The organism is Amycolatopsis sp. WAC 04197 (genome assembly GCF_003947475.1).
Taxonomy (GTDB): Bacteria; Actinomycetota; Actinomycetes; order Mycobacteriales; family Pseudonocardiaceae; genus Amycolatopsis; species Amycolatopsis japonica.
The window spans coordinates 176,259-189,207 of the sequence record NZ_QHJK01000004.1; the positions used below are offsets into that span (position 1 = coordinate 176,259).

10 protein-coding genes and 1 tRNA gene are annotated in these 12,949 nt (G+C 68.6%); 8 read left to right on the top strand and 3 right to left on the bottom strand.

Features of this window, described 5'->3' with window-relative positions; all coding sequences use genetic code 11:
• The first annotated feature begins 14 nt into the window (after positions 1-14).
• The 5 genes from DMC64_RS17605 (at position 15) to DMC64_RS17625 (ending at position 6,801) form a co-directional block, all read left to right on the top strand.
• The gene (locus tag DMC64_RS17605) at positions 15-1,685 is read left to right on the top strand and encodes a (2,3-dihydroxybenzoyl)adenylate synthase (RefSeq protein WP_125734409.1); all 1,671 of its coding nucleotides are present in this window, start codon (positions 15-17) and stop codon (positions 1,683-1,685) included.
• Positions 1,686-1,897: 212 nt separating this feature from the next.
• Positions 1,898-3,220 carry an acyltransferase gene (locus DMC64_RS17610; RefSeq protein ID WP_037341361.1) on the top strand — a complete coding sequence of 441 codons (1,323 nt, stop codon included), beginning with the start codon at positions 1,898-1,900 and terminating at the stop codon, positions 3,218-3,220.
• 75 nt (positions 3,221-3,295) lie between these two features.
• Positions 3,296-5,032: a CoA transferase gene (locus DMC64_RS17615; protein WP_125734410.1), complete on the top strand. Its 1,737-nt coding sequence runs from the start codon at positions 3,296-3,298 to the stop codon at positions 5,030-5,032.
• Entirely contained in the window at positions 5,032-6,249 is a 1,218-nt protein-coding gene (locus DMC64_RS17620; protein WP_125734411.1) for an aminotransferase class V-fold PLP-dependent enzyme, read from the top strand. Before DMC64_RS17615 ends, DMC64_RS17620 begins: the two co-directional genes overlap by 1 nt.
• Before the next feature lie 228 nt (positions 6,250-6,477).
• Complete coding sequence (locus tag DMC64_RS17625) at positions 6,478-6,801, top strand: ankyrin repeat domain-containing protein (protein ID WP_125734412.1); 324 nt, start codon at positions 6,478-6,480, stop codon at positions 6,799-6,801.
• A gap of 263 nt (positions 6,802-7,064) precedes the next feature.
• Here DMC64_RS17625 and DMC64_RS17630 read toward each other — a convergent pair.
• A tRNA-Arg gene (locus tag DMC64_RS17630) sits at positions 7,065-7,137 on the bottom strand.
• Between the two features lie 184 nt (positions 7,138-7,321).
• On the opposite strand from DMC64_RS17630, the gene DMC64_RS17635 reads away from it, so the two are divergent.
• Together DMC64_RS17635 and DMC64_RS17640 are read left to right on the top strand one after the other, a co-directional pair.
• On the top strand, positions 7,322-8,449 hold the full coding sequence (locus tag DMC64_RS17635; RefSeq protein ID WP_370324382.1) for an epoxide hydrolase family protein: 1,128 nt from the start codon (positions 7,322-7,324) through the stop codon (positions 8,447-8,449).
• A gap of 151 nt (positions 8,450-8,600) precedes the next feature.
• Positions 8,601-9,518 carry a cation diffusion facilitator family transporter gene (locus tag DMC64_RS17640; RefSeq protein WP_125734414.1) on the top strand — a complete coding sequence of 306 codons (918 nt, stop codon included), beginning with the start codon at positions 8,601-8,603 and terminating at the stop codon, positions 9,516-9,518.
• A gap of 68 nt (positions 9,519-9,586) precedes the next feature.
• Here the strand turns inward: DMC64_RS17640 and DMC64_RS17645 are convergent, their stop codons facing one another.
• Both DMC64_RS17645 and DMC64_RS17650 read right to left on the bottom strand, forming a co-directional pair.
• Entirely contained in the window at positions 9,587-10,285 is a 699-nt protein-coding gene (locus DMC64_RS17645) for a DUF305 domain-containing protein (protein ID WP_038508891.1), read from the bottom strand.
• A gap of 9 nt (positions 10,286-10,294) precedes the next feature.
• Complete coding sequence (locus DMC64_RS17650) at positions 10,295-11,086, bottom strand: DUF3105 domain-containing protein (RefSeq protein ID WP_125734818.1); 792 nt, start codon at positions 11,084-11,086, stop codon at positions 10,295-10,297.
• 203 nt (positions 11,087-11,289) lie between these two features.
• On the opposite strand from DMC64_RS17650, the gene argS reads away from it, so the two are divergent.
• Positions 11,290-12,945 carry an arginine--tRNA ligase gene (gene argS, locus DMC64_RS17655; RefSeq protein ID WP_125734415.1) on the top strand — a complete coding sequence of 552 codons (1,656 nt, stop codon included), beginning with the start codon at positions 11,290-11,292 and terminating at the stop codon, positions 12,943-12,945.
• The last annotated feature ends 4 nt before the right edge of the window (positions 12,946-12,949 follow it).

Below are 12,949 nucleotides of genomic sequence, written 5' to 3' on the forward strand. Positions count from 1 at the left end.
AAAGGGAGGCCGTCGTGCCCTCGAAACCTGTCCAGCCGAGCCGCGCGGGAACGGTGCCCTGGCCCGCCGACCTCGTCGAGCGTTACGTCGCCGAAGGCCACTGGAAGGGCCAGGCGCTCGCGTCGCGTTTCGTGGCCGCCGCCGACGCGACCCCGGACGTCGAGGCACTGACCGACGGCGACTTCCGGCTGACCTACGCCGAACTCCTGTCCCGTGTGGACGGCGCCGCGCAACGGCTGCGGGCACTGGGACTCCGGCCCGACGACCGGCTCCTGGTCCAGCTGCCCAACGGCTGGGAGTTCGTCGTGCTGACGCTGGCGTGCTTCCGGCTCGGCGTGATCCCGGTGATGGCGCTGATCCAGCACCGCAGGCACGAACTGTCCTATTTGGTCGAGCTGTCCGAGGCACGTGCGATCGCCGTGCCGGACCGGGTGAAGGACTTCGACCACCAGGAACTGGCGGCCGGGATCGCCGCCGGGGCCGAGACCATCGAGCACGTCATCGTCGCCGGTGACGTCCGAGACGGGCACGTGGACCTGCGCGCGCTGTGCGCCCCGGCTTCGGATCCGGCCGCCGCCCGCGCCGAACTGGACGCGCTGACGCCCGACCCGCGATCGGTCGCGCTGCTGATCCTTTCCGGTGGCACCACAGGTCTGCCGAAGCTCATCGCACGCACTCACGACGACTACGCCTGCTATGTCGACGGATCCGCCGACGCGTTCGGCTTCGACGCGTCGTCGGTGTATCTCGCCGTCCTGCCGTTCGGGCACAACTACCCGCTGAGCGCGATCCTCGGCGTGCTGTGGGCGGGCGGCCGGGTGGTCGTCTCGCCGTCGCCGTCCCCGCGGGACTCGCTGGGCGCGATCGAAGCCGAACGGGCCACGGTGACGTCGGTGGTGCCGGCGATCGTGGTGCGCTGGCTCGAATACCGCGAAGCCGACAAGCACCACGATCTGTCGTCGTTCAAGGTGCTGACGCTGGGCGCCGCGCGGTTGCAGGACCAGCTGGTCCGCCAGATCAGCACGGTGTTCGGCTGCACGCTGCAGCAGGGCTACGGGATGGCGGAGGGGCTGACCAACCTCACCCGGCTGGACGACCCGTTCGACATCACCTGCGACACCCAGGGGCGTCCGATCAATCCGGCCGACGAACTGCGCGTCGTCGATCCCGACGGGAACCCGGTCCCGCCGGACGAGCAGGGCGAGCTGATCACCCGCGGCCCGTACACGATCCGCGGCTACTACCGCGCGCCCGAACACAACGAGCGCGCCTTCACCCCGGACGGCTGGTACCGCACGGGTGACGTCGTGCGGCTGCGCCCGGACGGCTACGTCGTCGTCGAAGGGCGCACCAAGGACGTGATCAACCGAGGCGGCGAGAAGATCGCGGCCGAGGAGGTCGAATCCTTCGCCTATCAGCTCGATTCGGTGGAGATGGCGGCCTCGGTCGCGATGCCGGACCCGGTGCTCGGCGAGCGCGGCTGCCTCTACGTCGTGCCGACGCCCGGCACCTCCGTCGCACTGCAGGACGTCATCGACGTCATGGAGACGGCGGGGGTCGCCCGGTTCAAACTCCCCGAACGGCTGGTGATCGTCGACGCGATGCCGCGCACCCCGATCGGCAAGATCGACAAGAAGGTGCTGCGGGCGGACATCGCGCGACGGCTCGAAGAAGAAGCCGCCTGATTCCCGCTCGTGAGTGGTAAGGACGGTTCTAACCCTCCTTGCCACTCACGAGCTTTTTTCACGCCGCGCATTCTCGCAGAATGGAATAAGACGAGCCCGTCCCCACAATGCGAACCTTGCAGTGCAGCCGGTTTCCGGCCCGGGTTCCGCCGCGTGACGTGGAAATGCTCGAACGCGGTTCACCCCCATCGCTTTGGGAGAAAGGACGCACAATGAGCGTTACCGCAACGCGGCAAGGCGGGCCGCCCGCAGCCGCGGAAAAGCCGGCCAAACAACGCTATCTGGCCGTCGACGGCCTGCGCGGAGTCTGCGCGCTGGCCCTGCTCTTCACACATGTCGCGATGATCGCGGGGGTGCTGGGCACCAAGGAACTCGGCGGCACGATCGCGTCGACCAGCGCCGTCGGCGGGTTCTTCACCGGTGGCCTGCAGATCTTCGCGGGCGTTTTCTTCGTGCTCACGGGCATGTTCGTCTACCAGGGGTTCGCGAAGTCGGTCATCAACGGGACCCCGCGCAAACGCGAAGGCACCGTCATCCGCCGGGTACTGCGCCTGCTCCCCGCGTACTACGTGATGTACTTCGTGGTCCTCATCGCGCTGAACCTCCAGCAGATCGACAGTGTGTGGGACGTCTTCCGGCCGTTGGCGTTGCTGCACATCTACGACTGGGACGGCTGGAGCAACGGCATGGAGATCACCTGGACCGTGCCGGACATGGCGCAGTTCTACCTCCTGCTGCCGCTGCTGGCCTGGGCGACGTTCAAGTTCGCCTCCCGCGGCAAGACCGCGCGGGCGCGGGCGTACCGGATGATGCTCCCCGTACCGCTGCTGTTCGCCGCCGGTGTCGCCTGGCTGCTGTACTCGCAGATGAACGGCCTCGGCACCCGTGCGCTGTTCTGGTACCCGATGGGCCTGATGCCGGAGGTCGCGATCGGCATGGTCATCGCGATCTGGCTGGAGTTGCAGAAGGCCTCGCCGAACGAGGCGCCCAAGCTGCTCACCTTCGCCGGCCGCCACCGCGTCCTGTTCCTGGGCATCGCGCTGACCTGCCTGCTGATCAACTGTGCCCGTCCCGGCAGCGAGATCGGCATGGACGACTACTACAGTCTCACCGCGCTAGGGATCTTCTACGGCCTGCTGGCCATTCTCTCGGCGAGCCTGTTGCTTTCGATGGTCGCGCCCGGACCCGAGTCGCGCCTGATCCGCGCCGTGTTCACCAACCGGGTGATCCTGTTCATCGGCAAGATCTCCTACGGCGTCTACCTGTGGCAGTTCGCGGTGATGCATTTCTACCTGCAGAAGCCGAACGCCTACTTCAACGGCGAGCCGATGCCGCTGATGCTGATCCGCGCCGGTACCGGCTTCTGGGAACTGCAGCTGGTCACCCTGGTCGGCACGATCATCCTGTCGACGATCTCGTACTACGTGCTGGAACGTCCGTTGATGAACTGGGGTGAGCGGGTCATCAAGCGCCGTGCCGCCCGCAAGGCCGCGGCCGCGCTGCCGCGGCCGCGTGAGGAATCGGTTCCGGTCTAGTCCCTTGCTCCTCGATCCGCCGGCCTGGTGTCCGCCACAAGCGGACGCCAGGCCGTTCCAGCATGGAGGTTCGCCGTGTCGTTTTCCGCGCCCTTGAGGGGTTTCCAAGCCCGGCTCCCCGGATCCGGCCCGGTCGTCGAGACGGTTCTCGACCGGCTGCGGATGCTGGAAGCCGACGTCGGTGGCGGGCCGCCCGGTCCGTTCGGCCTGAATGGGCTGGGTGTCTCGGTCGAGGCCGGCCTGCGCGGGCCGTTCTCGGAGAATCTCGTGCAGGCGGGCTGCGGGATCATGGCGGTGCACGGACGGTCGGAGGCGCAGCCGCGGCCGCTGGGTGTCGACTACGTTTCGATCCTCACCGGGATCGCCACCGTTCAGGGCATGCTGGCCGCGACGTTGGCCCAACTGCGCGGAAACCCCGTATCCCGCATCGAGCTCGACGCGGACGGCGTCGCGTTGCTCGCCGTCGGGCAGTACATCGCCGCGGCCACCGCGGACGAGGACCCCGAAGGCTACGAGGACCTGCCGTCGACGGCGCGGCCACCGTTCGTCTCCGCCGACGGGATCGCGTTCGAGGTCGAGTCCTTCAGCGGCGAGGCCTGGCAAGCGTTCTGGGCCTCGCTGGGGACTCCGGAGCGGGCGATCGCCCGTGGCTGGCGGCCGTTCCTCCTCCGTTACGAGCGCGCGTCGGCGGTGCTCCCGCGTGAGCTGCACGAGGCGGCCGAGTCCACCTCGTTCGAGGAGATCCGCGCGATCGCGGCCGCGACCGGAATGCACGTCTGTCCTGTTCGGACGGTCACCGAGCGACGCGCGGACCCGGACGCGGGCGTGCCCCCGTGGACACTCCGCGCCGGACGGGTGGCGCCGCCGGGATCCGACGCCGACGCCGGTCTGCCGCTCGCCGGCGTCCACGTCGTCGAGTCGACCCGCCGGGTGCAGGGCCCGCTGGCGACCCGGCTGCTGTCGATGCTCGGCGCGACCGTCACCCGGATCGAACCGCCGGGCGGCGATCCGCTGCGGGGGATGCCGCCGATGGCGGGGGACTGCTCGGCGAAGTTCCGTGTGCTCAACGACGGCAAGCGGATCGCCGAGATCGACTTCAAAGCGGCCGCGGGCCGTGACGAGGTGATGGATCTGATCCGCGACGCCGACGTGTTCCTGCACAACTGGGCACCGGGCAAGGACGTCGAACTCGGCCTGGACGCGACCGCCATGCACGCGGTGAACCCCGGACTGGTCTACGCGGCCGCGTGCGGCTGGGGCGATGCGCTGGGGAAGCGGCCGCCCGCCGGTACGGACTACATGGTCCAGGCCTACTCCGGGGTGGCCGACGCGCTGACGCCCGCCGGCGAACCGCCGCGCCCGACGTTGATGATCATGGTGGACATCGCGGGCGGATTCGTTTCGGCGGAAGGGATCCTGGCCGCGCTGGTGGCCCGTCAGCGCACCGGCCGGGGCGGCTCGGTCACGACGTCACTGCTCGCCGCGGCCGACGCCCTCCTGCGCGAGCCGTCACCCGCCGCCGTCGATGGCGTCTTCGCCGCGGCCGACGGGCTGCTGGCGATCGTGACCGAAGACGTCGAGGCGCTGTGCGCGAAGCTGGACATTCCCGTACCCCCGCGGGAAGAACTGCCGGACGCGATCACCAAGGCGCTGGGCACCCGGCCGGTGGCGGACTGGGAAAGCGGGCTGGGCTCGATCGCGGTGCCCGTCCGGCGCGATCTGGGAGGCCTCGTCTCGCGTCATCCCGGGCGGTTCGAACGGAACGGCTGCGCGATCGCCCTTTCGCCGTGGATCTTCGAAGGAGCTTCGTGATGAGTGGGAACACGCTGGGAGTGCTGGGCTCCGATGTCAAGGTAGGGCTGGCCGATGGCACGAAGATCGCCTACGCCAACCTGGACTACGCGGCCAGCGCGCCCTGCCTGCGCGAAGTGGCCGACGTCGTGGGAGAACTGCTCCCGCTGTACGCGAGCGTGCACCGGGGCGCGGGCGCGCTTTCCCAGCTGTGCACGGAAAAGTACGAACTCGCCCGCGTTTCCGTCACCGCGTTCCTGGGCTGCCGCGCCGACGACGTGGTCGTGTTCACTCGCAACACCACCGACGCGCTGAACCTCCTGGCCCACGCCGTGCCGTCGGACACCCTGGTCGTCACGTTCGAAGGCGAACACCACGCGAACCTCTTGCCGTGGAACGACGTCGTCCGGCTCCCGGCGCCTTCGTCACCGGCGGGAGCGGTTTCCGCCGTCGAGGCGGCGCTCACCGAGCGGGCCGCCGGACGTCCGGTCCTGCTGGCCGTCACCGGCGCGTCCAACGTGACCGGCGAGGTCTGGCCGCTCGCCGAACTGGCCGCCACCGCCCACCGTTTCGGTGCCCGCATCGCGGTCGACGCCGCCCAGCTCGCGCCGCACCGGCGGATCGACGTCGCCGCGCTCGGTCTCGACTACGTGGCTTTCTCCGGCCACAAGCTGTACGCCCCGTTCGGCGTCGGCGTACTCGCGGGCCGGGCCGACTGGCTGGACCGCGCGCGGCCGTACCTCGCGGGTGGCGGGGCCACCGCCCACGTCGGTGACGGACCCGGCGACGTCGACTGGGCGGCAGGCGCCGCGCGACACGAGGCGGGCTCCCCGAACGTCATCGGCGCGGTGGCGCTGGCGGCGGCGTGCGATGCGCTCGCGGCGGCGGACCTGGACACGCTCCGAGCCGAAGAGGACGCGCTGACGACCCGGCTGCACGACGGCCTCACGGAGATCCCCAAGGTCCGCATCCTGGGCGGCGGCTGGCCGGACAGGCTGGGCATCGTGTCGTTCACCGTCGACGGCGTCGAGACGCGCGCCGTGTCCACCCGGCTGGCCGAGGAGTTCGGCATCGGTGTGCGCGACGGCCTGTTCTGCGCCCACCCGTTCACCCGGCGGCTGCTGGACCAGGCGGGCGCGACCGCGCGGACGGCGGTGCGCGCGAGCATCGGCATCGGCACGACACCCGAGCACATCGACCGCCTGATCGCCGGCGTCCGGGTCATCGCCGGATCCTGATCCGAACTCGATGGCTTGTCTCGGAAGCAGTGCTGTCTTGAGCCGTCCGCGGTCGTTCGGAGAGGTAACTCCGAATGTGTGGAGGGGTTTTCGGCGCGGTGGAGTGGGTGTTCAATCGCAGGTACCGAAACTGGACGCTGATGCCGGCCAAGGCATGGTGGCCGGTGTCGACTTTGTCTCTCTACTGAACTCGATAAAAAGTATCGAGTCCGATTCAGGACGCTGGGTGTGAACGATCTGAGCCCCGCTCACCGGGCTGTCGAGATGTGCGACCTTCCGCTGCTTCGTGAACTCCTCGACGGCGGCGCCGACATCCACGAAGAGCATGACGGGCTCACGTTGCTGCACCATGCCATCGACGTCGAGATCGACAGTCACGCGCAGACGGGCGAGCCGCTGCACGTGGACGTGACGGCTTACTTGCTGGCGCGAGGAGCGGACCCGAAGCGTCGTTCTGATGGCGGTCGTGGCGTCAGCGCCGAGCACATGGCCTTCGTAGACGGTCATTGGCTGGCATCGGCCCTCTTCGAGGCATGGGCGGACAGGCCCTGATGAGATGTCGTGAAGATCGCTATGATGGGTGCTGAATACGCCGTCACTCTCGTCGATTTTCGACAAGGTTGCCCGCCGCTGTTCTCGGGCGGCTCGCGCGCTTCGGATCACCTTGAGGCGACGACGCCTGCCGTAGTCGGGGTAACCGGCCGAACCGTCGCCACATGCCGACGAGCGCGTCGCTGAGAGTCGGTACTCGAACAACCCCAAGAGGCAATGTTCGACCGATGTGAGCGAACAGCTGAAAACGCTGTTCAGAAGTGTGCCCTCGGCAGGATTCGAACCTGCGACACCTGCCTCCGGAGGGCAGTGCTCTATCCCCTGAGCTACGAGGGCGTTGCCGCCTGAGCGACGTTGGAAGCTTAGCGCATGTCCCCGCAGGCTCTCGCGAGTGGTGGTCGTTAACCGGCGTGATGCCCGACGAGGCGGCCAGGGGCCCCTCTGACCAGGTCTTTCGCAAGAGCGAGCCGGCAGGCATCGGAAATGCGTAGCGTTGGTGGCATCGACGAACTGGGAGGACCTGGTGATCGAACCGTTCGAGGTGAGGATCTCCGAATCCGACATCGAAGACCTGCGCACCCGGCTGCGTGCGACGCGCTGGCCCGAGCCTGCCACTGTCGACGATTGGGAACAGGGTGTCCCGCTGGAGTTCGCGCGGGAGTTGTGCCGGTACTGGGCGGAGGACTACGACTTCGGAGTGGCAGCCCGGGTCAACGCTTTCCCGGGCTTCAAGACCACTGTGGACGGTCTCGGGATCCACTTCCTGCACGTTCGCTCGCCGGAGCCGGACGCGACACCGCTCGTGCTCACGCACGGCTGGCCGGGTTCGGTCGTGGAGTTCCTCGACGTGCTCGGGCCGCTGACCGATCCCGCCGCGCACGGGGGCGATCCCGCGGACGCGTTCCACGTCGTGGCGCCGTCGCTGCCGGGGTTCGGCTGGAGTGACAAACCGTCGTCGACGGGGTGGAACGTCGAGCGCATCGCCCGGGCTTGGGACGAGCTGGTGGGACGTCTCGGGTACGAGCGGTACGCCGCGCAGGGCGGCGACTGGGGCGCCGGGGTGACGAACATGCTCGCCAAGGTGGCCCCGGAGCGGCTGATCGGCGTCCACGTGAACATGGCGGGCGTCCCGTACGACGGGTCCGTTCTCGGCGAGCCGACGGTGGAGGAAAGGGCGGCGATCGGCGACCTCGCGCGGTTCCGCGCCGTCGGGTCGGCGTACGCGCAACAGCAGGCGACGCGTCCGCAGACGGTGGGCTACGGGCTCACCGACTCGCCGGTCGCGCAGGCCGCGTGGATCGCCGAGAAGTTCTGGGAGTGGACCGACAACGACGGCTCGCCGGAGACCGTGCTGTCCTGGCGACAGATGCTCGACGCGATCTCCGTCTACTGGTTCACCGCGACGGCGGCCTCGTCGGCGCGGATCTACTGGGAGAACAAGGAGCGGGACGTCAGCCCCGTTGAAGTTCCTTCGGGTATCTCCATCTTCCCCCGCGAGATCGTCCGGCCGTCACGCCGCTGGGCGGAGCTGCGCTACACCGATCTTCGCTGGTACGAGGTGCTGGCCGAGGGCGGCCACTTCGCCGCGTTCGAGCAGCCCGAGGCCTTCGTCGGCCAGTTGCGGGGGTTCTTCCGGTCGCTTCGGTAGCGGTGCGTGGCGGTTTCAGGTTTCGGGAAGGCCCTCCTGGGGGATGGCTTCCTTGTGTGGCTTAAGACATGGTGAACTTAGGCTCACCTGTATTGCACATATGCGCATGTGACAATATATTCGGCCTGTCGACTTCACGAGAGGCGGAGCAATGGGTCACGGGCACGGGCATGGGACGGCCGCGCCGTCGAGCGCGTCAGGCCGCTACCTCAAGAGCCTGACGATCGCGCTGGTCATCGGCGCCGGCTTCATGGTCATGGAGTTCGTCGTCGGGTTCGCCACCGGCTCGCTCGCGCTCATCTCCGACGCCGCCCACATGTTCACCGACGTCCTCGGCGTCGGCATGGCGCTGGCGGCCATCCTGCTCGCCCGCCGCAGCGGCCCGACGCTCACCAGGACGTTCGGCTTCTACCGCGCCGAAGTGCTCGCGGCGCTGGGCAACGCCATCCTGCTGTTCGGCGTCGCGGGTTACGTCCTGGTCGAGGCCATCGGCCGGATCAGCGACCCGCCCGCCGTGCCCGGCCTGCCCGTCCTGCTGGCCGCGGCCGCGGGCCTCGTCGCGAACATCGTCTCCTTCATGATCCTGCGCAAGGGCGCGGAAGAGAGCATCAACGTCCGGGGCGCGTACCTCGAAGTCCTCGCCGACCTGATCGGCTCCGTCGGTGTGCTGCTGAGCGGTGCGATCACGCTGCTGACCGGCTGGCGCTACGCCGACCCGATCATCGGTGTCGCGATCGGCCTGTTCGTCCTGCCCCGCACCTACGCCCTCGCGCGGCGCGCGCTGCGGATCCTGTTCCAGCACGCGCCCAAGGGCGTCGACGTCGCCGGGATCCAGGCCGAACTCGGCGGACTGAAGGGCGTCGAGGACGTTCACGACCTGCACGTCTGGACGCTGACTTCGGGGATGGAGGTCGCTTCGGCGCACCTCACCATCGCACCGACCGTCGAGCAGGCCGAGGTGCTCACCGAGGCCCAGAACCTCCTGGCGAACCGCTACTCGATCGAGCACGCGACGCTGCAGATAGAAGTGCCCCAGTGCGCTAAACGCTGCCAGGAGCTCTCCTGGTAACCACGCATTTCGTCCTCTGAATGCGGTAGTCGGCAAAGCGAACTACCGCATTCAGAGGACGAAATGCGTCAGGCGGGGAGGGGAGCGGCGCCGCGCTCCTGGAGCAGGCCCTTCATCAGGGTCATCTCCGCGCCCTGCGAAACGAGCATGCTCTGCGTCAGTGACTTCACGTCGGCGATCGACGTGTGGTCGTAGCCGTACTGAGCCATCTCCGTCCCGCCCATGTGGTGCCGGAGCATCAGCTGCAGGAAGAAGACGTCCATCTCCTTGCCGGTCAGCGACCGCAGTTTGGCGAGTTCGGCCGACGTCGCCATCCCCGGCATCGGGGCGCCGTTCGACGGCTTCATGTCGGCGCCACCGTGCCCGCCGTGACCGGCCATCGGCTCGGTCATCCAGGTCATGTAGGCGCCGGTCGTCTGCTCGGGCTGGCCCCACAGGCCGAGCCAGCCCTTCATCCGGCCGACCTGGCCGGTCTGCGTGCGCTCGATGTCGAACGCGAGGGTCTTGATCGCCGGATCGGTCGTGTGGTCCCGCGCCCAGCCCGCCATGGTGACGGCCTGGAGGTGGTGCACCGACATGTCCTGCGCGAAGCCGACCTCGACCGAGCCCGTGCCCGGGGTCTTCTGCTCCGGCTCGGAGTCGATCAGCCTGGTCGTCAGCGCGCCGAGGCCGAAGCCGAGGATCAGCATGACGACCAGGGCGGCCCCGATCACCAGCCATCGGCTCTTGGCCGACCGTGAGACGTCTTCCTGGAGATCGGGGTCCACTTGGCTCACTTACTTGCTCGCGGGCGCCGAGGGCTGGGTGGCGGGCGCGGACGGCTGACCGGCGCCGGGCTGGTCCGGCTGGGTGCCCGCGCTGCCCTTGTAATCCATCGGCTTCGCGTCCGGCCCCGGCGGGGTCGGGTCGAAGTCGCCCGGCTCGATCTGCGCGTCGCAGGTGGCGTCACGCTCGGGGTACGCGCCGTACGGGTTGGTGCGCAGGGCGGCGATGAACTGGTCGATCCGCTCGTCGGAGGCGGAGTCCAGCTTCAGCTGGTGACCCCACGACTGCACGGAGATCGGCTTGTCCAGGTTCGGGTACGGCGACATCACCGTGTACGGCTTGCCCTCGACGCGGACCCGCAGCAGCTCCAGCGCGTCGCCGGAGATCTGCGCCGGGTTGTAGGCGATCCAGACCGCGCCGTGCTCGAGACCGTGGACCATGTTCTCGTTACGGACGGCCTTCTCGTAGACGACGCCGTTGCACGCGGCCCAGGCCTGGTCGTGCGGGCCACCGAAGGGCGGGGTCTTGTCGTAGGCGACGCGCTCGGCGGCGCTGACGTGCACGGAGCCCTCGTAGGTGGCCGTGGTCACGCCCGGGATCCGCTTCGACGGGTCCGGGTCCTGCTGAGAGGGGGCGAAGGCGGCCGCGGCCTCTTCGCGGGTCTTCTGCTCACGCTTGGGCGCCGAAGCGACCATGTAATAGGTGACCACCGAGGCAGCCAGGACGACGATCGCGACGACGGCGATGATCGTGCCCCAGGGCGTGCCCTTCTTGGACACGACGGAACTACGGGCGGCCTTCATCGCGTTCTTCGACGACGCGCCCTTTTTTCTGGTTGTCCCGTTAGCCATGGCTCCTGCGTTCTCCGAAGGGGGTGGTCCCTGCGCGGGCCAGTGTAGAGACCGCGCGTCTGATCACCGTGAACAGTTCGAAGATCACCGGCTTGGCTCACACCTTCCGGCGGTCGCTGCGAAGCCCGGACCAGGTCACACCTAGAATTCCGCGAGTGACTCCCGCAGCTCTCGCCGACCTGGTCCGTAACTCCGCCGTGCAGGTTCTCACCGCGCGCGGCCTCGACGATTCCGTGCTGCCGGAGAAGGTGACGATCGAGCGTCCCCGCAATCCCGAGCACGGCGATTACGCGACCAACCTGGCGTTGCAGGTGGCCAAGAAGGCGGGCATGAAGCCCCGCGACTTCGCCGACGCGCTGGCCGAGGCCCTCTCGGCCACCGACGGCATCGACTCGGCCGAGGTCGCCGGCCCGGGCTTCCTCAACCTGCGGCTCGCCGCCGACGCGCAGGGCCAGATCGTCCAGCAGGTGCTCGACGCCGGCGAGAAGTACGGCCTCGGCGACGCGCTGGCGGGCGTCAAGATCAACCTCGAGTTCGTTTCGGCGAACCCGACCGGCCCGATCCACCTCGGCGGCACCCGCTGGGCCGCGGTCGGCGACGCGCTGGGCCGCGTGCTGTCCGCGCAGGGCGGCCTGGTCACCCGGGAGTACTACTTCAACGACCACGGCGCGCAGATCGACCGCTTCGTCCGCTCCCTGATCGCCGCCGCCAAGGGCGAGCCCGCCCCCGAGGACGGCTACGCGGGTGGCTATATCAACGACATCGCCGCCGAGGTCATCCGGCAGGAGCCGAGCGCGCTGTCGCTGCCCGACGACGAGCGGGCCGAGACCTTCCGCCGGGTCGGCATCGAGCTCATGTTCTCCGAGATCAAGCAGAGCCTGCACGATTTCGGCACCGATTTCGACGTCTACTTCCACGAGAACTCGCTGCACGAGTCCGGCGCCGTGGCGACCTCGGTCCAGCAGCTGAAGGACTCCGGGAACCTGTACTTCTCCGACGGCGCCTGGTGGCTCAAGTCCAAGGAGCACGGCGACGACAAGGACCGCGTCGTCATCAAGAAGGACGGCAACCCGGCCTACATCGCCGGTGACCTCGCCTACTTCCAGGACAAGCGCAAACGCGGTTTCGACCTGTGCATCTACATGCTCGGCGCGGACCACCACGGCTACATCGCCCGGCTCAAGGCCGCGGCGGCCGCCTTCGGTGACGACCCCGCCGTCGTCGAGGTGCTGATCGGCCAGATGGTCAACCTGGTCTCCGAGGGCAAACCGGTCCGGATGAGCAAGCGTGCCGGCACCGTGATCACCATGGAGGACCTCGTCGGCACCGTCGGGGTGGACGCGGCGCGCTACGAGCTGATCCGCTACTCCGTCGATTCCACTTTGGACATCGACCTGGACCTGCTTCGCAAGCACTCCAACGACAACCCGGTCTACTACGTCCAGTACGCCCACGCGCGGCTGGCCTCGTTGCAGCGCAACGCCGCCGATCTCGGGCTGAAATCCGATGGCGCCGTCGACTTCGGACTGCTTACGCTGCCCGCCGAGGGCGATCTGATCCGCACGATCGGCGAATTCCCGACCGTCCTCCGCCGGGCCGCACAGCTGCGCGAACCGCACCGCGTCGCCCGGTACCTCGAAGAGCTCGCCGGCGCGTACCACAAGTTCTACACGGTCGGCCGTGTTCTTCCCCAGGGCGACGAGGAGGCCACCCCCCTCACGTTCGCCCGGCTCGCGCTGTGCCAGGCCGCCCGTCAGGTGCTGGCGAACGGCCTCAACGTGCTCGGTGTCTCTGCTCCGGAACGGATGTAACCCA